The sequence below is a fragment of the Bacillota bacterium genome (genome assembly GCA_013178125.1).
Taxonomy (GTDB): Bacteria; Bacillota; SHA-98; order Ch115; family JABLXJ01; genus JABLXL01.
Genome location: JABLXJ010000029.1, coordinates 1 through 18,050, shown reverse-complemented (window position 1 = coordinate 18,050; position 18,050 = coordinate 1). Strand labels below are relative to the sequence as shown.

The following is an 18,050-nucleotide window of genomic DNA, read 5'->3' as shown; positions in this document are numbered from 1 at the left end:
GATCTTATCGAGCTGGTCAATAACGATCAGCCCAAGCCCGTGCTCCTCTTTACACCGCATCGCGATCCCGCGGATGTCGATGACAGACAGCCCGCTCTGCTTAACCCAGTAAATCTCCTTGTCGCACAGCTCGGGCAGCACGTCAGCTATCCGCCTCCACGCCTCCTCGCCCAGCATGCCGGTCCTGATCAGCTTCGCGTTCACCCGGGCTGTTGACGCCAGCTCCCTGTCGGCCAGCTCCTCAGGCAGCATCTCCAAGGTGAAGAACAACACCGGCACCCGGCAATTCAACGCCACATGCAGCGCGAACGAGGTTTTCCCCATCTTCGGAGCAGCGCCAAGGAAGATAAGCTGCCCCGGCTGAAACCCGCTCGTGATCTCGTCAAGGTCAGTAAACCCGGACCTGACGCCCAACACCCCGCCATGGGTGTACCGCTCCTCCAGCATGCCATAGTGCCTTATCAACAGGTCCCGGTTGCTCTCCCAGTCCGTGGTGCGGTTCTTGGCTATCTCAGTCAGCTTGAGCTGTATCATCTGACAGAGTTCGTCGATATCCTGGCCGCTGTCCCGCGCGCCAGCCTCGATCATGTTCGCAAGCCTAATAGCCGCCCGGCGCTTTGAATCTTTGCGGATGATATCGGCAGCGGCCTCAACCTCGTACTCCAACAGCCGTTCCTGCGCAATCCCCGCAAGTGTAGACGGTTTGACAGCATCCCCACACTGGTCGGCTACCGAAACCAAGTTAACTTCCTTTCCAGCCTTTAGTAGATCGCTGCACGCCCGGTATATCGTCCGCGCGACGTTATCGTAAAAGTCGCCCTCCGCAAGCTGCAGCTTCGCGGCCAATTCGGGATATATGCACATGGTAACAGCAAGCCGCCGCTCGAGTTCACGATTGGATGGCATTGGCAGGACTCCCATGCTCTTTCTGCTCCTTTGCCAGAAATTTAGCGATGCTTGCGTTTATGTCAGCCCAAGATTCCTCCCAGGGCCCGGCGCGGCAAGCCTTTACGACATCCCACGGAGTAGCCGTTACAATGTCCGGCCAGTTCTCGATCTGGTGCATAAGTCGGTCAGGGTCAATCGGGTCATCACCATCTGCGCCCGTTAGCGCCTGCTCGAACACCCGGCGCGTCGTGACGACCCCGCCGACCTTGAACTTCTTGCGTTCCTCCGGCCATTTGCGATAGTACGCCAATACCGCCTTGTCGAGTATGTCTTTTAGGTCCGGAAGGGGAGTGGGCGAAGCCCGGGAATCTGCCTTTGGCGGCCCCTGTACCTCTTCGTTGATGGTACTATCGCTAGTACTCTCTCTCTCTAGGTTCTTAGGTTCTAGGTTCTTGGTTCTAGGTTCTAACCCCCGGCAGGTCCCCGACACGTCCTGGACCTGTCCCGGACAAGTCCCGGACGTGTCCCGGACAAGTCCCGGACGTGTCCCGGACAAGTCCTGAACAATACCCTCATCTTGTCCCGGATCATTCCCAGACACGTCATGGACTGGTTCCCTACCAGTCTCGGACACGTCCTGGGCCGGTTCCTCACCGGCCCCGGGTTGTTTCCCGTCATTGTCTCCTGAGCTTGCAGGCGCGTCCTGGTTGATCTCAGATATATCCCGGACAACGTATCGGCTCTCTCGGCGGGAGTCGCCCTGCTGCCATTCCACCCATGGTGGCATTGGGACAGAGAACTCGTTGGGCGGGGCTGGTTTGTCTAGTTTTTGGTGTCTATGGAAATTCTTTAGAAATAAGTATGGTTTACCTTTTACTTCGTACCTGATAAGCTTTCCCAGATTTACGAGGGTGTCTCGCCACCGCGTGATAAGCTCTATCGTTACTTCTTCATACAAAGGAAACAGGTGCAATTTATACGCGTATGGATCATCCTCGAGGCACCCTGAATCGTCTGCGAGGTGCCACAACCCCTGGTAGAACATAAGCCCGACCGGCGGTAATGCTCTTATAAGTTCCGTGTCGCGCCAGAAATCGGCCTTGACCTGTCGGTTATGTAGACGCATTGTAGATTCACTTCCCCGCTCAAGCCTTGCAGCAGTTATCTCTTAGAGATCCATTAGCTGATCTAGATACCCCAGGAAGATGCTCTTAGTTATCGAGATGCGGCCTGGCCTGACACCTTTGGAGTCATCTAGTGGTACCATTGTCACTGTGCGCTACACTTAGCCGCGTGTTATTTATCAAGTCCTAAACACTAACTCGAAAGCCGCCACCGGGACTTCTTCAGCCATTGGCCTCACCCCCGTATTCCAGCTTAAGTGCCGAGGCGTAGTTGTTGAGCTCCTCGATACTGAGATTCTTGAACTCACCGAGGGCCTTTACGTCTTCCGCCAAAGCATCCCTGGGGACGTTGTAATTTTTGACGACTTCCAGGAGCCTCAGAAATGCCATCAACCAGTCTTGGCGCATGTCTTTGAGCGAGTTTACTCCAGCTAGGGCGTGGATGTCGTCTTCAGATAACTTTAGATCGCGCTTGACTACTGTCCAAAAACGTGTCCAACTGAAGTCTGTTTTTTGCGAGACTTTCTCTGTGGGCTGCTCGGCAGGTCGTTCCATGGATTGGGGATTATCTACCCGTTCGAATTCTGGTATGTCAATGTCTACACCGATTTCCTCGCGCGTGACGAGACCGCTTATGTTGAATTGCCGTTTTAGCACAAAGGCCTCGGCTACTTTCTGGATCATGGCTGAGGGATACTGTTTCCATGTGTTCCAATCAGATTTGTAATATTCGTCGAACTCGACGTAGCAAATCACAGGTTTCCGTTTCTTGTGATACGCAGCAGCCCAAGCACCGATTATCTTCCCGCGTTTGACGCCGAATTTATGATGCACCCGGAACTCCTCGGCGATGATCTCAAACTCATCGCCTTCGCGCACCACGAATGCCTGTAACCCGTCGAAATCTGGGTCCGACATGGCTATCTTGAGGTAGCCGTCCCTGGTAGTGATGAAGCTTGGACGGCCTTGGAACTTCGTGAAGACTATCTCCCGCTTGAACGGGTCGAGCCCGTACTGGCTGGCGAGATACAGAAACATCTTCAGCTCGTCGTCAGTCGCCTCTTTAGCGACGGTCCGCTTTACCAGCTCCACCTGCTCGCGGGTCCAGCCGGTTTGTGTGGCGACGGCCGGTAGCTTAGATTCTGGAACTGCCATACTCTTTCTCCTCCTTCTTCTCCCGTGCTATGTCATCGGCATAATCGCCGTACATATGCTGGAATAACCACTCGCCATAACTGCGGGCTTCTTCATCAATCCTTTTCTTCAGATACTCCTGGCCCGCTGGTGTCTCATATTCCTGAAACCAGCCCATGTGGGTCCCTCCCAATGTTCTAATGCAAAGGGCCGCCTCTTCTGAGGCGGCCGTATGTCAACGCCGGACCAAGGCATAAGCCTGGTCCAGGAGCGCGGGGCCGTCGAGGATGGACTCGAACCGGCGCTCGGCCCATGTGTCGGTCTGCCGTAAGGGCTGCCTGTGGCTGACCATGTCAGCCACTCCATTTATGAACGCCCAGGCACTATCCCAGAACGGCTCCAGGTCTTTGGTATAGGCCCGATCCGCCAGTTCCTCGCGGCGCTTCTTGACGTTGTTCTGCGCCGTCTTCCCTGCGTCCTCGGGCATCGGGAAAAGCTCGCCGATGTACTTTTCTATCGGCACTTTTATCCCCGCCAGCCTTTCGGCCTCTCCGCCCAGGGCTTCGTAGTACGCCTGGGCTAATCCCAGCGTCCGCCTTGCCTCCTGGAGCCGCGCACTTATATCGCCTACGTGGATAGTGGACCATGACCTGCGAGCGCCAACCAAGGCCAGGTTCAATGTGTTCATGCATACAACCCGGATCGGGGTCACGATTACACGGAGCGCCCAGAACCCATCATGCCCGTTGGTGAAGCACAGGTAAGGCTCGAACTCGTCTCCCAGGATTTTGTATCGCTCTGGAAGCCTCGCCAGGAGCCACACCCGCTTGCCGCCCCGGAGCGAACCTGCGGTCTCATACCGGACCCCCTCGCCAAGCAAGGCATCCGTGAACGCGAATGCCTCCCTGTTCTGAATGATTTGATAACTGTCTGATACGACTCCGAGGACGGCCCCGTCCGTGGAGCGGATATTTGCCTTGTAACCATGCACCTGCCTGCCGTCAGGCAAAAAGATGGGCTTGCTCTCCACGGCCCACAGCAATCCGGCCCGTATCAAGGCGACCTCGCTGTCCGGGGCTTCCTCTACCCGCGTCCCCAACCCGTGCCAGGGTACTTCGCGGACGTAAAACATGCTCTCTACTTCGTGCGCCACGTCATTCACCTCCCTATTGACCCTCGCAGCACGACGTGGTATGCTGGAGGTAGAATTGATACTGCTTCCAGGGATCGAGGGCCTTCACCTCGATCCCTTCTACTACCAGAGCCGAAACACGATGCCGATTTCGTTCAAGAGACACCTGCCTAAAGCAAACAGGTAAACCATGCACACAGTAGCCACAATCACGTCGAATAACTTGATTCCTATGAGCCATCGTAGTGCCCACCTTGCCAAAGACGCCCATTCATTTTGCACTTTCATCCCTCCATCGTCATTAGATTCTGACGGTGCGCGGCTTTGAGTATTTCTGTGAACCGCCACCTGCAAGGCAGTTCCTTCGCCCGCGGGAAATGTCTCATTATCCAGTGATCTATCTCGTGCCACTTCAATGTCACAATCCACGCCCGACGTAAGCGAATCCATCCTAAACAGTCCACTTCCGCCTTTATCTCGGTGCCTGCCGGGATACGTTCTAGTTCGTCCAAGAGTCGATTCCCCCAGTAGTCGATGGCATCAAAGAAGAATTCTTCCCTTAGTGACCTATTGAGGACGTCATCCCATAGCTTGTTCCACATACCCGACCCCTTTTTACGCTGCACCCGGCCTGTCCGGCTTTACATACGTTGTAAGCGCGTACTTCAGATCTTTGACCTTACCTGCGAACTCGATCACCTTAGACTCGCCACGCTCGAACTTCTTACATGCCTTGTAAAACTCGTCTAACTTTGACTTGCTGGCACCGTATGACGTAGTGTTCACCTCTATCGCCCCCCTTTGCGACCCACTCGGCGAACTGTTTGCGAGGGATGCGTACCGCCCGCCCTACATGCACCGCTGGAATGCGGCCTTGCTTAACCATTTCATATACTTGCCAGGGCGTCACCTGGAGGAGCTCCGCAACCTCTTTGACTCTAAGCGTCCCAAGGTCCATGCCTACGCACCCTTTCCGATGACATACCCGCGTTCGCGGCATTTGCGATTATGCGTCGCGATCAGTTCTTCGCTGTTGCACCAGCCCGCGATAGCGAACCGCAGCATTTCGATGGTATGCTCGATATCCAAGTACTCCTGAAGGTACCTGATAAACTCGCGCCACTCGGTATCAGTGAAGTCCTGCCGAGCCTTCTTATTGACGGCTAGAGACAGTAACTTGTCCTGGACCGCCCGGCATTCTTCAAGCTCACATACCAGCTTGAGAAGGACATTGGCGATGTCCAGGTTGACATTGTCTAGAATGGCGTAATTGTATGTCTGCCCGATGGCGCAATATGTGCGGCAGTATTTATGCGGGAGCAAGGGCTTATTATATAGCCTGGACATTTCCAGCACTACCTCAGGAGGCGGGATACTCCTGCCGTCTTCATAGTTGGCGAGTGTTTTGATGCCGATATGGAGTGCTGCAGCCGCCTCCTCCCTGCTCATCCGGATCTCTTTCCGCGCTACGCGGTACACATTTGCACCTCCTTTCCGCACCTTGAAGCTGTGTATTGTCGGTCAAGCTGATGCTATGTTCAATCTGTGCCAGTTGCATCCAGAGGGTCTGCTTGCGATTCGTAAACACGAGGGCCAAAGATAATGTCGTCGGTCAGCACTCCATAATACTGAGCTATACGCCTTGCGGTTCGCAAACTTGGGGTCCGCAGGCCTAGTTCGTACAAGGCAATTGTGGATGGGGCTAGTTGTAGGTCCGTCGCTACTACTCGTTGGGTTATTCCTCGTTTGTGCCGGAGTTCTGCGAGTGTATATTTCATTGTTTCACCACCTTTTGATTACATTTCGTAACATCCGCTTGGTTATATTATAATTACGAATCGCAAAGAAGTCAATACCTTTCGCCAAAAATTTTTACGTTTTGCAAAAGACTCTTTTGCTTACGCTGAGTAAGTGATAAAATGACTCCGGGAGATAGATAAAATGAATCAGATTGGCATCAGATTAAGAGAACTTAGAAATAGTCACGGCCTGACGCAGCGGGATTTGGCTGCTAAACTCAGCGTGTCGCCCAGTACCATAGCCTTGTACGAACTCGGTCAAAGAGAGCCCGACATCGACATGATCAACCAACTGGCCGAATTCTTCCATGTGAGCGTTGACTACCTTTTCGGTCGTGACTCTACGCCATCTTGGTGGTATCGCGATACGCCGCCCACCGATGTGGAATTAGAAGAATTCTTGAAAATCAATAACATTTACTTTGAGGGTAAGCCCCTTTCCGAGCATGACAAAAACGAAATACTGACCTACATTAGGGTCAGATGGGAGCTTGAAAGAAGGGATAGAGAAAAGAGGAAAGAGGGGAAGAAAGAGGGAAAAGAGAAAGAAAAAAGTAATTCATAGCCTGAATTTGGGATAAATGTGGACATGGAGATCATAGAATGGCTTTGAGGAAGGAGTGACCTCCATGGACTACATCAAACAGACAGTCACAGAACTGATCAATGAATATGGGACAAGCGATCCCTATCGTCTTGCGCAGGCTATGCACATTCTGGTTGATGAAGTCCCATTCCATGATATTGGCGGTCTAACAATGGAACTTGCTGGCCAATCAACCATTATGATCAACTCCAATTTCCCGGACTGGCATAAAAGGTTTATTCTGGCCCATGAGCTAGGGCATCGCAAACTATCACCCCGTGGTGCTGGATATTTTTTTGTCTCCGAACACACTCTTATGGGGTCCAAAGTCGAATATGAAGCTAACCGCTTCGCGGTAGAACTGCTCACTGGTCAAGAGCCTGAGGCCGGTGAAACCCTGGAGCAGTTCGCGGTCAGAGTAGGGGTACCTGTGGAAATGATGATGCGATATAAGTCAGTGAATGTCTAGCCCTGAAATGACGGAAGAAAAAAAAGGCTAAGCTACACCGATAACTGGCAATAAGGCAGCAGGGAACTGCCAACAAGAGGAAGGAGGTTACTGGCATGTCCATATTGTTCTTCCTTATCGGGTTTTTGGCATTGTTGGTATGTGTTCCTACAATAATTGTATATGCAGCTAAAGCATACAGGCTCCGGAAGAAAGAAGAGAGGGATTCTCCAGCACTTACGGTATTAAACAAGAGAATGTTAAAGGTTCTCGGGGTAACCGTGGTTGCTCTATTGACAATGGCGGTTTCCACGTCCTTTTTCCCAGATGAACCGACGAAAGAAGTTGATACCGTACCAGCCAGGCAAGAGTCTGAACGCCCGACCCAGGAGCTTCCCTTAAATCGTTCAAAACAGTCTACTCAAGTAGATGCGCCTGCCGTCTCGACAGACTCTAAGCCGCAGGCAAATGCGAAGGAGAGCCCGCAGAAGCCGCCAGTGGACGAGTCTAAATTAAGTCCTGCGCCTGAACTCGAGCCACGGGAACGTTTCCTTCCCAGTGTAACGTCCGCTGACGTAAAACTCAATCTTCAAAAGTGGGGCCTTGAATTTGGCTTCGATAGCGGTAAGGCAATTGATCTCGATACTGGCGTAGAACTTGGCGCTTCCTTGTTTGGTGAACTTCCGCTCCAGGTCAGCTCGGTTGACTTCTACGTGGACGGCACAGCCATGATAGGGATGTTACCTGCCGAGGATTTCCTTGCAGTCGCTGGTGGCTATCTAGGATACTGTGCAACGCTGCCTTACGAAGATGCAGACCCTGTAGCCGCTCGGGAGTGGGTGAAAAGTAATGTGGCCAAAGCCAATCAGCCTGGCCGCCCATTAGAGACGACATTCGGATCGGCCCGATATATCCTATATGGCGGGAAGTATATTCGACACCTGTCCATTGAGGCCAAATAGAAGGAAGGTCTAAATATGACAGATCCGACCAAATCAAATAAGGCTATAGAGCAAGACGAGGAGGAAGAACTTCAAAAAGCCATTGACATGATAGCCAAAGTGCATGAAGGCAAGGACGCCTTCTGCTCCAGGTGCGGCTCAAAAGTATCCGGGAGGAGAACTGAAAAAGGTTTATTCATCTATTGTCCAAAATGCGGATTCATTGCCCATGCACTGTTATCTTCAGACTCCCAAGATCTTTATTCCGCAAGCAATTGAAAGGGGGTTGGATTTCCGTGGGCAAAATAGTAAAATGCCATAAACCTATGTATACAATAACCATCGAAGCCAGGAAGGACCCTAAGACTGGCAAACGCCGCCGAATCGTCCGGAGTTTTGCTGGCACGAAACGCGAAGCCGAGAAAGAATTGATCCGCCTCCTCGCTACTGGCAGGTGAAGGGTCTATGCGAGGTCACATAGAGCAACGTCATAAATCCACATATACTATAGTTATTGAGGCTGGAAGAGACCCGGAAACAGGCAAGCGCCGCCGGATCGTCCGGAGTTTTGCTGGCACGAAACGCGAAGCTGAAAAGGAAATGATACGCATCATCAACGAACTGGAGAAAGGCTCCTACGTCGAACCCTCCAATATGACCCTGGCCGAGTGGCTGCGCGAGTGGCTAGCCAAGCGGAAACAATCCCTGAGCCCCAAGACCCTAAGACGGTATAATGACTGCGTGAAGCGCATCATCCAGAAGTTAGGACAGGTGCCGATCGACAGGCTACGTCCGTATCAGATTCAGCAGTTTTACACCGAGCTTAGCAACCCACCGGATGGCGGGAAACCGCTGGCCCCCGCGTCGGTGCACTACCATCACGCCGCGCTGCATGGAGCGCTCAAAGACGCTGTAAAGCTGCAGCTCATACAGTCCAACCCAGCATCGGGCTTGGAACTGCCGAGGCTCCCAAAAACAAAGGTGGAACCCCTGGCTCAAAAAGAGATCAACGCGCTGATCGAGGATGCCAAGAAAACCCAGTACTATATCCCCGTCCTGCTGGCCGTCACCTGCGGGCTGCGGAGAGGGGAGATATTCGGTCTCCGGTGGCAGGATGTGGACCTGGAACGGGGAACCCTGACGATAAACCAGGTGTTGGGCTACACGTCTACGGAGGGCCTCTACTTCAAGGAACCCAAGACCGAGGAAAGCCGGGGGACGCTCACGATGCCGAAGATCACCGTCGAGGCCCTGAAGCAGTACCGGATAGAGCAAGCTAGACGCCGGCTGAAGGTAGGCGCCCAGTGGGTTGACCTCGGTCTGGTATGTGACCGCGGAGACGGCCGCCCCCGCCACCCGGATTCGATCACCCACTGGTTTCCCAGGTGGATGAAATCCCGGGGCATAACCGATGAGACATTCCACGACCTCCGCCACGCCCACGCCAGTTGGCTCATAAACCTCGATGAGAATCCGAAGGTGATCCAGGAGCGTATGCGGCATAAGGATATCTCGACCACGATGATGGTCTACGGGCACCTAATGCCGGGCCGGGACCAACAGGCGGCAGAGAAAATCCAAGAAGCTATCGAAGGCAAGAAACCTCGCAAAAAGAATGTAAAAAAATAACATGGCACCGATCCGGCACCGGTTATCTGCGCATATTTCTTTCGCGCAAAACAGTAGGCACCGCAAATGCTTGCGGTGCCTATAAAAAATCTGGAGCCGACGACCGGGATCGAACCGGTGACCTGCGCATTACGAGTGCGTTTTTGATATCCGTCATACCTGGGGTTAAACCTCGAAATCCTTGCAGCCCAAGGATTTTATGCTAGTGGAAGCAAGCCCCTTTTAGTCATTTTTGGCGAATTTGGGCACCGAAATGGCACCGGTTTTTGAAACCTGTTAGCATCTAATCTAACAAAAAGGGAGGCGTGCTCCCTTACTATTCTTGGTCGCCTCCCTGGGGATTAAGACCCTCGTAAGCGAATATGTAATCCATGAAGTGTTCCGACCATCCGCTGATCTCTGCCGTCCAGACCCCCTCATAATTGATGCCGCGCGAGTGAGCGGAAACATCGACGATATAATTCTTCTTGCCAAACGGCTTCGGGACTCCACGATCCGGGAGATCACAATCTTGAGAATCCGAAAACACAATCACCCGATCCGGGGTCCCGGCCTCCAGCCGGTTAATATACTCCAAGCACTGCCGGGTGAATATCCCGCCGCCGCCGAGAACCCTAGCCATATTCCGTATTTCTTCGCATAGCGCGAATCCGCGATGTGGTCTAAGCAGGATGGTTTTGTGCGTCCTTGTGCTGTCATTGCCTGCGGTCGCATATATGGAGATATGCTCGCAGGTCTCAGATGCAATCAATGCCATGGCCGCTGCAACATCCAGCCGCGAATACTCGCTTTTCGCGCTGATGCTCCCAGTCATCGATCCCGATACATCCACGATGAATATCGTGTAGCCAGGGAGTCTCGGAGCCTGCGCAAGTCCTCTCAGCATAAGCGCCTCAATCTCCCTCTCCCATTTCGGCGCGTGTCTCGCCGCGGCGAAATAATTGAGCGGTAACAGCCAACGGGGGTTAATAGTGTCAAACCCTTGCTGGATCACATGGCGCGAAACACCAGCCTTTTCCATGTTAGAGATATTTCGCAGAAAGGCCAGCGCACCCAGCTTCCGCTCCTCGATTAGTCGCGTCCACGTCTCCTTTTTGTCCTTGCCCGTGGACAAGGCGACTTCCCAGGTGTCAGGGACGGCGAGCTCATCATTCGCGATCCGCTTAAACAGTTCTTGTTTCTGGCCTGGGTTCGGGTGCGCCAGGAACATCACATCCCGGAGTTTGACCTGCTCTTCTCTAGCATATTTCCCGAATTGATATTCGTCGAAATTGTGAAACGCCTGCGCCAGTCCGACCTTGACCTGCTTGGAGAGCGGCTGGCGGCCATCTTTCCAGTAGAGAGCCAGAAACTCCGAGAGTTCATCGGCGCGTAGAATGATCCGGGGCAGGAGCTTCCCTACCAATCCTTTATGCGTGTCTAGCCGCGCCATTTCGCGTGCGATTAGGAGCGGAACATGCCGCAGTTTTTGCTTGGTTCTGGCCTCGACCGCGATGTCAAAGACCTTCTGCGGCTCTACCTGCGGAATAAGGCTCATAATGTTATCGGCATTCGATCTCCCGTCCTCATAGAAGTTATCCTCCCAAAGGAGACAGGCCATAACGGACCTGCGTAACAGGGCCTCCGGATCCTGTTTGGCGGCATAAGGTCCGTAGCCGCCCGCAGTCCTTGCGGTTGTATCGAGGCGATAATCAAGTGCCTTCGCATTGGTTTTCATCTGTTTTCCCTCCTCCTTTCTAAAATGAAAATCTCCGGGGAACTTGCGAGCAGAGTACGTTTAAGGCGCTCTAGACCGCTGAGCCACCTGGCATTTCTGCCAGAGCAGGATTCGAACCTGCGACCTCCCGCGTCCAAATTGCGAAGTAACTCTTCTCTACGCCACCGGAGATTTGTTCTACATATACGCGGGGGGAATAGGTGAGAACGGGATATTAGCTTTGCGTCTGCACAGCGAAGTAACCGTTCTCTTCGCCACCCAAGCTAATATTATCACACAAAATACTAATTGGTCAAGATTTCCACAAACTTTTTAACTTTTTCCTGACTATCCTGGTATATAGAAAACCCCCTTGGCCCTTACAGCCGGGATAGCCCCCTTCTTGATTTTGGAATATATGGTCGCCCGCGAAACCCCTCGCCTACGTGCCGCCTCGGGCACGGTGACCCATCCCGGGGGCGGGGTTTCGTCTCCCAACAATTTTCTGACATCCTCCTCCTCACATAGCCAAATATAACCTGACCGTCGAGCCGGTAATGCGCCCCGCTCGCGGGCTTTGTTGAGCGTAGATATATGCACCCCCCATCGTCTGGAAGCCTCCCGGAATGTTATGAGCACATTTATTCCCCCTCGACGAACTTGAGAATCTCGTACTTCACCAGTAGATGAAGGAATTCCCTTGCATCCTTTGTCTTTTCGGTTACGCCATACGCGTTCTTGATCCGCTGTTTGACCGCCTGCATATATTCCTCGCCCGACATTCCAGCATCGCCGCGGCTGGTGTCAGCCAGCCGCTGCACGATCTCCTCTGGAGTCCCCTCTATTGTTTGGCCCTCATAAGTAATTACCTTCATCGCTTTCACTCCTTACGCAGCGGCGGCGAGTTCCTTGCGCCGCCGCCCGTAGTATGCTCTCAATCCTTCGAATTCACTAACGCTTAGGACCTTCTTGAGCATCGCCCAGAAGTGCCATCTGTCGTGGTCTGGTCGGACTGGGCGATTGGTCAAATCCAATTTGGCGTGGTTCAACTTTTCTGCCGATTCCACCATGGCCTGGGTGAGTCGGATCCAATTTACTATTTTTTCGGCGTCGACCGTTCCCTGGTGCTGGCGGAACTCGACCGTGTTGTGCCTTATGTAAGCCTTGAGGTTGAGCTTGTAATATCTGTCTGGCTGGCAAGAATCGGCAATCGCTGATACGCTATCTTTCTGGAATGCGCTGTAATATACCTCTGGAGTGACAGCCCTGCAAAACCTGTTGTTGTCTCCCCGTCTGCTCGGGGCGACCAGCTCGTCTAGAACCCCTTGAAACCTTATATACATACCGATTAGACTTCTAACACTTTGCGCCGTCAGCCCGGCGGCGTCGTGATGGTCGTGGAAACCACACGACTTATTCACTTGAGCGCCTAAAACAGCGAGGACCTGGCACACTTTTTTGATTTCTTCGATACCCCTTTCCCCCTGGAGTGGGGGGCTGACCAGTTCGAAGGGATTCTCACCACTTATGCTTCCATCCGAGGTGATCTTCCAGTGATCCCTGGTCTCATGGTTGTAGGCTTCCACGTGTACTATTATCCCTGCTTGCCACAGTTTGTTTTGCAGCTCGAACCGATCCACTCCAAAGGCCTCAATCTCAATTCCATATTTCCGCTCTGTCATTTTGGCTTACCTCCTTGGGGGATTTCTTCTGGTCATTATAATATCAAAAGTATTCGAACCTGTCAATGGAGAATCAAAAAAATTCTGGGGCTCAAATTTCTGAGCCCCAGAACCTTTCATCTTTAGTTGCAGGCCGATATTACGTTGACCGTCTGATATTTCTCGAAAAACCAATTTTGGTATCCGTCTGGCTTAAACCACTTGGCTAGCTTGAAGTAGTGAGCCTTGGGGACCAGGGCCGTTTTCGGCAACCATATTGTGTGATTGCCAGCCTTCAGTTGGATGGCCTTTTCCGTCTCGTTGGCTACAGTAGCATGTATGAATGTTACACCGGCTGCACTGTAACCAACCGCCCCGCCGAGGTTTATCGAAATCTCCTGACCTACTACATTTTCTATCATTTTGAGACCCCCTTGTTTTATCTCTAATTATACTATATATCATACTTTTGAATTTGTCATCATGTTTTTGGCGTACACAAAAAAGCCCGGGCCAAAGCCCGGGCACAAGAAAGAATGTTCGGTTTAGGGCGAACAATTACCATAGCGGCACCTCTACCGCTGCCAGGATTCCGGGTCGGATAGCCCCGTCACCGGTAGGTTGTGCCGTCGCTCCGATGATCAACCCGCCTTTTCTATCAGTCAGGCGCAGTATAATCTCATGTTGTTTAGCGACCGTATCCTTCATATCGGCTATCAAGCCCATCAGGGTATCGGTCAGCTTTAGCACGTTATCAAGCTGTTCTTTCCTCGTCTCTGCGATCCTGCGCTGATCCTCCCAGTCAGTTCGGTAACCTCTGGCAAGGTCAATTGCCTGCTGGAGCTTGTCTTCAAGCGCTTGATATCGATCCAGAACATCAAAATACATCGCCTTGTAATCCGGCTGTGCGGCCTGAACCGTGCCAATGGGATCAACTGTAATCGTTCCATCGGCGGGCCCCGGCTCCTCCGCACATACCGTGAATGTCCAGGCTAGGATGACCAACAGGATTAGCCCTGCAAAAATCCAGCGTCTCATTTGCTCTTTCCCCCCAATTCCTTCAACAACTTATCCCGCTCTTGAACCCGCTTATCCAGCTCCTCTTGCTGTTTATCGAGATTCTGGGACTCCTTTTTGATACCCTCGAGCTGTCCTTGGATAATCTCGGCCTGCTCTACCTGTTTTTCTGCCCGAGCCTTCAGCCGTTCCGACTCAAGGCGAGCCCGTTGGAGTGCCGTCCGGTTAACCGCCCATGAAACAATCAGAGCCAGGATCACTAGCACCACTAGGACGGTGCGCCAGTTCTTCCTGGCCCAGTTCAGAATGCTTGCCCAGGTCATATTACGCCACCTCACAACTTACCGTAATAGAGCTTCCTGAAAATCTTCTTGAGAGGCTTACCCCCAAGGTCATAAAGGATTATCGTCAATATGCCGATCGGGATACCCTCCGAAAACGCCCCAGCAAAGAGCTTCCAATTCAACTCCGCTCCGTTCCAGATCATGGCCGGGATAACAAGGATACATGAAGTTAATATCGCGATCCAGGGAAGCACGCTGCTATCAACTTTCCGCCGTTCAAGGACTGGCCGTATGGCCTGTACGAACATAATGACCGGAAATACCAGCCATGCGTTATTCAAAGAAAGCATGATCATGACTTATCATCCTTTCCCCCAAAGATTAATCCTAACAGAAGAAACGGCGCCAACAATATAGCCAGTGGCGCCAGAAGCATGAGAATAATCTCAATAAGCGCATCGAATCCTCCAGGATTCTGATCATACTCATTCATAAACGATCCCATATTGAGCACCTCTTTCCTTACGCACGTTATCCCGCCCGCCATAGGTGATTGACGCATGCTCGATTTGATGCCCAGCTTTTTCAAGCTGCTCTACAGTCTCCTTGAAAATCTTGTCAGCATCATACTCATAGTCCTTGTTATGATGAGCACCAGTGCCAACAATCACAATCGTCCAATTACCCATTGTTTCTTATCCCCTCTCCAAATAGCTGTTTCTCAATCCATTCCCGTGTTGCAGGATGTAATAGCATCTTATCTCTGTTTGCCCGATACCAGGCGATAGTATCTGGCTTGCCTTGCGCCCGTCCAGCACCACGCCAATCGGCTAACATCTCTTTTTGTGCAGCATCAGACATTGGGTAAACCTTGGTGGATTTCTGATCATCTTCCACTTGTGTCCACCATTGCCAGTGATGGTCGTTGCTGTTGGCATGGTGAAGCCAGGCCAGCTCGAAAGATGGGTCGCCAGTATTCGTAGGCTTATAGTAGCCCGTTTTGTCGCGCCACTGTCTGGCGTTAGGCCCATAAAAATGGTTTACATAGGGACCCCATTCAGAAGGGCTGAACTTGCTCAGGTCATGGACAAGACCCCGCCACAATATGCCGACCTTGTAGCACTCCCAAAAAACATACCACTTGTGGCGCAGGACATACCAAAGATACCTTAGGTGAGCTCGCATAAATCTCTATCCTTTCGTATAGGCTATGATTCCTTTTGCTATCGCCTCCGCTACCTTCTCTTGAAATGCTGTATCCTTCAACAGATGTTCCTCTTTCTCATTCGAGATAAACGCAAGCTCGATGAGGACCGCTGGCATCTTAGTGCATCGGAGGACATAGAAACTCGCCGCCTTTACCCCACGATCCTTAAGCCCAGTGGCCGTCACCAGTGGCCTGTGTATCGCCCGGGCAAGTTCTTCACCTTGCTTACTTCCCGTAGCGCAATATGTCTCCGTGCCGCCCGCATTAGGGTCCGAGGCTGCATTACAGTGGATAGAAACAAAAAACGCCGCATTCACGGCGTTTGCCTTGATTGCCCGGCTTTGCAAGGAGATGAAGTTATCATTATCCCTGGTCATCTGTACCCGGAACCCCTTGCCCTCCAACAACTGCTTAAGTTTAGTGGCTACAGCGAGGTTAATATCTGCTTCCCTGGTCCCGCTCGGGCCTATCGCCCCGGGATCGCTTCCCCCATGCTAGTGACCGGGATCGAGACAGACAAGCCTGTTCATCCCTGGCATAAAACCACCTCCATTAACGAACGAATTTTACCCAGAATCCCAGGATTGCTAAGATCACTGTTATGAGCGTGCCGAGCGTATACCGCGTCGCCCATTTCTGTCCCTCTTTGATCTCTGCGATATCGCCCTTTATGCTGCCAATCTCAACAATATTGGCCGCCTGGCCTTGCTCCAGACGGCCAACTCTTTCTTCAACCTTGTCCTGTCGTTTTTCCAGCCGGTCCACCCGGTCCGTAAGTGGTTTGATGACTTCCTCCATACAACCACCCACCTTCCCGTACATGAGAAAGCCGCTCGAGGCGAGCAGTAGGTCCATCGCTTGTGTTAAGATTCTGTTATGCTTTCCTTGATCTTCTCTTGGATGGCCTGGAGGTAGTGCTTGCTTAAATCGAAGATCGGCGGCTTGAACTCGAGGATACTCCTGGCCTCCCGGATGAGGTACCGCAAGACCCTTGTGGTCTCTACCACACTCTGGTGGTAGCTCTTGAGGTTTAGAACGGCTTGAACACCCTCGGCAATCTTATCCGAACAGGCGAGCTTATTCCAGTTAAACGCAAGAAGGATATACTTGTCGATGAAATCCATGACGGCCTCGGGCACTTGCCGCACCAGGAACGCGTGTTCGATAATTTGGAATGTGCCTGCTACAAGATCGATTTCCCTCGAACCTTCAGGAGCCCCGTTATCTTTACCAGTATCTCCACTCTTGGATTCAGTCCGCTCTGGCCCACCCGGAACTTCTTCATTTCCGGACGTCATTACCTGTCGAATGCGGTCGCGCATCACGCAGATGGCCTTGTCGAGCCTTTCTACTTCGCCGCCCCTGAATGTCTCATAAATAGTATCGCCTCGCACTACCTGTTCGAGTACAGCCACCGTTTTTTCAAACTCCTGCAACTCGTTCACGACTCTATCATCCTTTCCAGCTTTCTGAGTCTAAATGCTCTTTCCTCATCGATCCATGTAAGAAACCTGTTCCACATGCCTATACGTTTGTAACCTTCTATTATCCCCAATAGCTTCGCATGTTCAAGCTGGCACACCGTCGGAATGGGCGAAAAGAAGTCCCCGGTGCTCTCGAACTGACTGCCCAGACAGCCTTTGGAGCACAGCGGCTTGATGAGGCAGACCTCACACATGGGGCTTGTGTCGCCCTGAAATGCGATCTCACCAATCAGGAACTCGACATTGTTCGCCTCGATTCCGGTAATACGATCATCGCGCAGGACAAACCGTCCGGCCTCCATGCCTTTGTACATCGTCCTATGACACGGCACGATAGCAAGATCTCCGAGACGCACATAAAGCATGCTCTGGAGTGAGCAGCCAAGGCCTCGTCCGATAGTCGAAAACGGATTCAATATATTAAAACCCCGCTTACGGAATATGAACTCCCCAAATCGTTCAAAATCGTGATTCGTATAGTCCCAGACCCATCTCATCAAGAATGAGATAAAATCGGCAAATTCTGCTATCTGCTCAACAGTCCATTCTTCATTGCGAACTTCAAGTAAGTATAAGAATTCTGGCGGTATACCGTGGCGCTTGAACCCGTCCTGGAACCATAGGAAGTTGTCCTTCCACCGCTCAATGTCCCGACTGTAGACCATGGGATGAAAGCCGAACCCATGTCGCGCATTGAACTCAAACAGGCGTTCGTAATACTCATCGTCCCGTACAGTATCCACGGTACTCACAAGCCACACGCCTCCGCACCCAGGGCGGTTGCCTTCCCCATACTTACCATCGACTGAAGCTGAGAGGGCTAGCCGGATATCCAGGGCCGCGAAGTCCGCGATCTTCTTTTCAACCTGGCCCGTAAGCTCGTCATCCAGGAGAAACGTGCAATTGGTCGGTACTACCACTGCCTGAGGCCGGAGTTCCGGCTGCATGCCTGCGTAGTGTGCGAGCATCACCTCCAATACTTCGAAACCTAACTCCTGCGCAAAGAGTTCGCCCGAGAAG

The 18,050-nt window shown here is 52.2% G+C and carries 31 protein-coding genes; 7 read left to right on the top strand and 24 right to left on the bottom strand.

Annotated features, from left to right (window positions below; genetic code table 11):
* The 10 genes from HPY71_14410 to HPY71_14365 form a co-directional block, all read right to left on the bottom strand.
* On the bottom strand, positions 1 to 906 hold a 906-nt coding region (locus HPY71_14410; GenBank protein NPV54684.1), incomplete at its 3' end, for a hypothetical protein.
* On the bottom strand, positions 890 to 2,014 hold the full coding sequence (locus HPY71_14405) for a hypothetical protein (GenBank protein ID NPV54683.1): 1,125 nt from the start codon (positions 2,012 to 2,014) through the stop codon (positions 890 to 892). The genes HPY71_14410 and HPY71_14405, both read right to left, overlap by 17 nt.
* A 220-nt stretch (positions 2,015 to 2,234) precedes the next feature.
* Entirely contained in the window at positions 2,235 to 3,167 is a 933-nt protein-coding gene (locus tag HPY71_14400) for a recombinase RecT (GenBank protein NPV54682.1), read from the bottom strand.
* Positions 3,148 to 3,324: a hypothetical protein gene (locus tag HPY71_14395; GenBank protein ID NPV54681.1), complete on the bottom strand. Its 177-nt coding sequence runs from the start codon at positions 3,322 to 3,324 to the stop codon at positions 3,148 to 3,150. Before HPY71_14395 ends, HPY71_14400 begins: the two co-directional genes overlap by 20 nt.
* A 57-nt stretch (positions 3,325 to 3,381) precedes the next feature.
* Positions 3,382 to 4,299, bottom strand: a complete 918-nt coding sequence (locus tag HPY71_14390) for a DUF932 domain-containing protein (GenBank protein ID NPV54680.1) — start codon at positions 4,297 to 4,299, stop codon at positions 3,382 to 3,384.
* A gap of 102 nt (positions 4,300 to 4,401) precedes the next feature.
* A complete protein-coding gene (locus HPY71_14385; GenBank protein NPV54679.1) occupies positions 4,402 to 4,560 on the bottom strand; it encodes a hypothetical protein in 159 nt (52 codons plus the stop codon).
* A gap of 333 nt (positions 4,561 to 4,893) precedes the next feature.
* Complete coding sequence (locus tag HPY71_14380) at positions 4,894 to 5,064, bottom strand: hypothetical protein (protein NPV54678.1); 171 nt, start codon at positions 5,062 to 5,064, stop codon at positions 4,894 to 4,896.
* Positions 5,003 to 5,236: a helix-turn-helix domain-containing protein gene (locus HPY71_14375; GenBank protein ID NPV54677.1), complete on the bottom strand. Its 234-nt coding sequence runs from the start codon at positions 5,234 to 5,236 to the stop codon at positions 5,003 to 5,005. Before HPY71_14375 ends, HPY71_14380 begins: the two co-directional genes overlap by 62 nt.
* Positions 5,237 to 5,238: 2 nt before the next feature.
* Positions 5,239 to 5,757, bottom strand: coding sequence for a helix-turn-helix transcriptional regulator (locus HPY71_14370; protein NPV54676.1), 519 nt, complete (start codon positions 5,755 to 5,757; stop codon positions 5,239 to 5,241).
* Positions 5,758 to 5,816: 59 nt separating this feature from the next.
* Positions 5,817 to 6,056, bottom strand: a complete 240-nt coding sequence (locus tag HPY71_14365; GenBank protein NPV54675.1) for a helix-turn-helix transcriptional regulator — start codon at positions 6,054 to 6,056, stop codon at positions 5,817 to 5,819.
* A gap of 163 nt (positions 6,057 to 6,219) precedes the next feature.
* On the opposite strand from HPY71_14365, the gene HPY71_14360 reads away from it, so the two are divergent.
* The 6 genes from HPY71_14360 to HPY71_14335 all read left to right on the top strand — a co-directional run bounded on the left by HPY71_14360 (position 6,220) and on the right by HPY71_14335 (position 9,681).
* Complete coding sequence (locus HPY71_14360) at positions 6,220 to 6,642, top strand: helix-turn-helix domain-containing protein (protein ID NPV54674.1); 423 nt, start codon at positions 6,220 to 6,222, stop codon at positions 6,640 to 6,642.
* Positions 6,643 to 6,706: 64 nt separating this feature from the next.
* Positions 6,707 to 7,132, top strand: coding sequence for an ImmA/IrrE family metallo-endopeptidase (locus tag HPY71_14355; GenBank protein NPV54673.1), 426 nt, complete (start codon positions 6,707 to 6,709; stop codon positions 7,130 to 7,132).
* A 95-nt stretch (positions 7,133 to 7,227) separates the two neighbouring features.
* Positions 7,228 to 8,073 carry a hypothetical protein gene (locus tag HPY71_14350; protein ID NPV54672.1) on the top strand — a complete coding sequence of 282 codons (846 nt, stop codon included), beginning with the start codon at positions 7,228 to 7,230 and terminating at the stop codon, positions 8,071 to 8,073.
* 15 nt (positions 8,074 to 8,088) lie between these two features.
* Positions 8,089 to 8,331, top strand: coding sequence for a hypothetical protein (locus tag HPY71_14345; protein ID NPV54671.1), 243 nt, complete (start codon positions 8,089 to 8,091; stop codon positions 8,329 to 8,331).
* Between the two features lie 17 nt (positions 8,332 to 8,348).
* Positions 8,349 to 8,510 (top strand): hypothetical protein, encoded by a 162-nt coding sequence (locus tag HPY71_14340; protein NPV54670.1) that lies wholly within the window; start codon positions 8,349 to 8,351, stop codon positions 8,508 to 8,510.
* Between the two features lie 7 nt (positions 8,511 to 8,517).
* Positions 8,518 to 9,681, top strand: a complete 1,164-nt coding sequence (locus HPY71_14335) for a site-specific integrase (protein ID NPV54669.1) — start codon at positions 8,518 to 8,520, stop codon at positions 9,679 to 9,681.
* A gap of 316 nt (positions 9,682 to 9,997) precedes the next feature.
* Here HPY71_14335 and HPY71_14330 read toward each other — a convergent pair whose 3' ends face one another.
* The 10 genes from HPY71_14330 to HPY71_14285 form a co-directional block, all read right to left on the bottom strand.
* Positions 9,998 to 11,398 carry a TROVE domain-containing protein gene (locus HPY71_14330; protein NPV54668.1) on the bottom strand — a complete coding sequence of 467 codons (1,401 nt, stop codon included), beginning with the start codon at positions 11,396 to 11,398 and terminating at the stop codon, positions 9,998 to 10,000.
* A 327-nt stretch (positions 11,399 to 11,725) separates the two neighbouring features.
* Positions 11,726 to 11,977 carry a helix-turn-helix domain-containing protein gene (locus tag HPY71_14325; GenBank protein NPV54667.1) on the bottom strand — a complete coding sequence of 84 codons (252 nt, stop codon included), beginning with the start codon at positions 11,975 to 11,977 and terminating at the stop codon, positions 11,726 to 11,728.
* Between the two features lie 41 nt (positions 11,978 to 12,018).
* Positions 12,019 to 12,252: a hypothetical protein gene (locus tag HPY71_14320; GenBank protein NPV54666.1), complete on the bottom strand. Its 234-nt coding sequence runs from the start codon at positions 12,250 to 12,252 to the stop codon at positions 12,019 to 12,021.
* Positions 12,253 to 12,264: 12 nt separating this feature from the next.
* On the bottom strand, positions 12,265 to 13,059 hold the full coding sequence (locus tag HPY71_14315) for a hypothetical protein (protein ID NPV54665.1): 795 nt from the start codon (positions 13,057 to 13,059) through the stop codon (positions 12,265 to 12,267).
* A 122-nt stretch (positions 13,060 to 13,181) separates the two neighbouring features.
* Entirely contained in the window at positions 13,182 to 13,460 is a 279-nt protein-coding gene (locus HPY71_14310; protein ID NPV54664.1) for a hypothetical protein, read from the bottom strand.
* Between the two features lie 136 nt (positions 13,461 to 13,596).
* Positions 13,597 to 14,076: a hypothetical protein gene (locus HPY71_14305; protein ID NPV54663.1), complete on the bottom strand. Its 480-nt coding sequence runs from the start codon at positions 14,074 to 14,076 to the stop codon at positions 13,597 to 13,599.
* Positions 14,073 to 14,393, bottom strand: a complete 321-nt coding sequence (locus tag HPY71_14300) for a hypothetical protein (GenBank protein NPV54662.1) — start codon at positions 14,391 to 14,393, stop codon at positions 14,073 to 14,075. The genes HPY71_14305 and HPY71_14300 overlap by 4 nt, the downstream gene beginning before the upstream one ends.
* Positions 14,390 to 14,695: a hypothetical protein gene (locus HPY71_14295; GenBank protein ID NPV54661.1), complete on the bottom strand. Its 306-nt coding sequence runs from the start codon at positions 14,693 to 14,695 to the stop codon at positions 14,390 to 14,392. The genes HPY71_14300 and HPY71_14295 overlap by 4 nt, the downstream gene beginning before the upstream one ends.
* Before the next feature lie 129 nt (positions 14,696 to 14,824).
* Positions 14,825 to 15,028, bottom strand: coding sequence for a hypothetical protein (locus tag HPY71_14290; protein NPV54660.1), 204 nt, complete (start codon positions 15,026 to 15,028; stop codon positions 14,825 to 14,827).
* A complete protein-coding gene (locus HPY71_14285) occupies positions 15,021 to 15,236 on the bottom strand; it encodes a hypothetical protein (GenBank protein NPV54659.1) in 216 nt (71 codons plus the stop codon). The genes HPY71_14290 and HPY71_14285 overlap by 8 nt, the downstream gene beginning before the upstream one ends.
* 12 nt (positions 15,237 to 15,248) lie before the next feature.
* On the opposite strand from HPY71_14285, the gene HPY71_14280 reads away from it, so the two are divergent.
* Positions 15,249 to 15,512, top strand: coding sequence for a hypothetical protein (locus HPY71_14280; GenBank protein NPV54658.1), 264 nt, complete (start codon positions 15,249 to 15,251; stop codon positions 15,510 to 15,512).
* Positions 15,513 to 15,530: 18 nt separating this feature from the next.
* Here HPY71_14280 and HPY71_14275 read toward each other — a convergent pair whose 3' ends face one another.
* From HPY71_14275 to HPY71_14260, 4 genes are all read right to left on the bottom strand, one after another.
* Positions 15,531 to 16,016: an N-acetylmuramoyl-L-alanine amidase gene (locus tag HPY71_14275; protein NPV54657.1), complete on the bottom strand. Its 486-nt coding sequence runs from the start codon at positions 16,014 to 16,016 to the stop codon at positions 15,531 to 15,533.
* An 82-nt stretch (positions 16,017 to 16,098) separates the two neighbouring features.
* A complete protein-coding gene (locus tag HPY71_14270) occupies positions 16,099 to 16,401 on the bottom strand; it encodes a hemolysin XhlA family protein (GenBank protein NPV54656.1) in 303 nt (100 codons plus the stop codon).
* 8 nt (positions 16,402 to 16,409) lie between these two features.
* Positions 16,410 to 16,991 carry a hypothetical protein gene (locus HPY71_14265; GenBank protein NPV54655.1) on the bottom strand — a complete coding sequence of 194 codons (582 nt, stop codon included), beginning with the start codon at positions 16,989 to 16,991 and terminating at the stop codon, positions 16,410 to 16,412.
* Positions 16,988 to 18,050, bottom strand: a 1,063-nt coding sequence (locus HPY71_14260) for a hypothetical protein (protein ID NPV54654.1), incomplete at its 5' end; no start/stop codon positions are given. The genes HPY71_14265 and HPY71_14260, both read right to left, overlap by 4 nt.

Bases quoted from the DNA above. Each gene is read 5' to 3' on its own strand.
- HPY71_14405 (NPV54683.1), bottom strand. From the start codon at position 2,014: ATGCGTCTACATAACCGACAGGTCAAGGCCGATTTCTGGCGCGACACG.
- HPY71_14400 (NPV54682.1), bottom strand. From the start codon at position 3,167: ATGGCAGTTCCAGAATCTAAGCTACCGGCCGTCGCCACACAAACCGGC.
- HPY71_14395 (NPV54681.1), bottom strand. From the start codon at position 3,324: ATGGGCTGGTTTCAGGAATATGAGACACCAGCGGGCCAGGAGTATCTG.
- HPY71_14375 (NPV54677.1), bottom strand. From the start codon at position 5,236: ATGGACCTTGGGACGCTTAGAGTCAAAGAGGTTGCGGAGCTCCTCCAG.
- HPY71_14365 (NPV54675.1), bottom strand. From the start codon at position 6,056: ATGAAATATACACTCGCAGAACTCCGGCACAAACGAGGAATAACCCAA.
- HPY71_14360 (NPV54674.1), top strand. From the start codon at position 6,220: ATGAATCAGATTGGCATCAGATTAAGAGAACTTAGAAATAGTCACGGC.
- HPY71_14355 (NPV54673.1), top strand. From the start codon at position 6,707: ATGGACTACATCAAACAGACAGTCACAGAACTGATCAATGAATATGGG.
- HPY71_14350 (NPV54672.1), top strand. From the start codon at position 7,228: ATGTCCATATTGTTCTTCCTTATCGGGTTTTTGGCATTGTTGGTATGT.
- HPY71_14345 (NPV54671.1), top strand. From the start codon at position 8,089: ATGACAGATCCGACCAAATCAAATAAGGCTATAGAGCAAGACGAGGAG.
- HPY71_14335 (NPV54669.1), top strand. From the start codon at position 8,518: ATGCGAGGTCACATAGAGCAACGTCATAAATCCACATATACTATAGTT.
- HPY71_14330 (NPV54668.1), bottom strand. From the start codon at position 11,398: ATGAAAACCAATGCGAAGGCACTTGATTATCGCCTCGATACAACCGCA.
- HPY71_14320 (NPV54666.1), bottom strand. From the start codon at position 12,252: ATGAAGGTAATTACTTATGAGGGCCAAACAATAGAGGGGACTCCAGAG.
- HPY71_14315 (NPV54665.1), bottom strand. From the start codon at position 13,059: ATGACAGAGCGGAAATATGGAATTGAGATTGAGGCCTTTGGAGTGGAT.
- HPY71_14310 (NPV54664.1), bottom strand. From the start codon at position 13,460: ATGATAGAAAATGTAGTAGGTCAGGAGATTTCGATAAACCTCGGCGGG.
- HPY71_14305 (NPV54663.1), bottom strand. From the start codon at position 14,076: ATGAGACGCTGGATTTTTGCAGGGCTAATCCTGTTGGTCATCCTAGCC.
- HPY71_14295 (NPV54661.1), bottom strand. From the start codon at position 14,695: ATGATCATGCTTTCTTTGAATAACGCATGGCTGGTATTTCCGGTCATT.
- HPY71_14290 (NPV54660.1), bottom strand. From the start codon at position 15,028: ATGGGTAATTGGACGATTGTGATTGTTGGCACTGGTGCTCATCATAAC.
- HPY71_14270 (NPV54656.1), bottom strand. From the start codon at position 16,401: ATGGACCTACTGCTCGCCTCGAGCGGCTTTCTCATGTACGGGAAGGTG.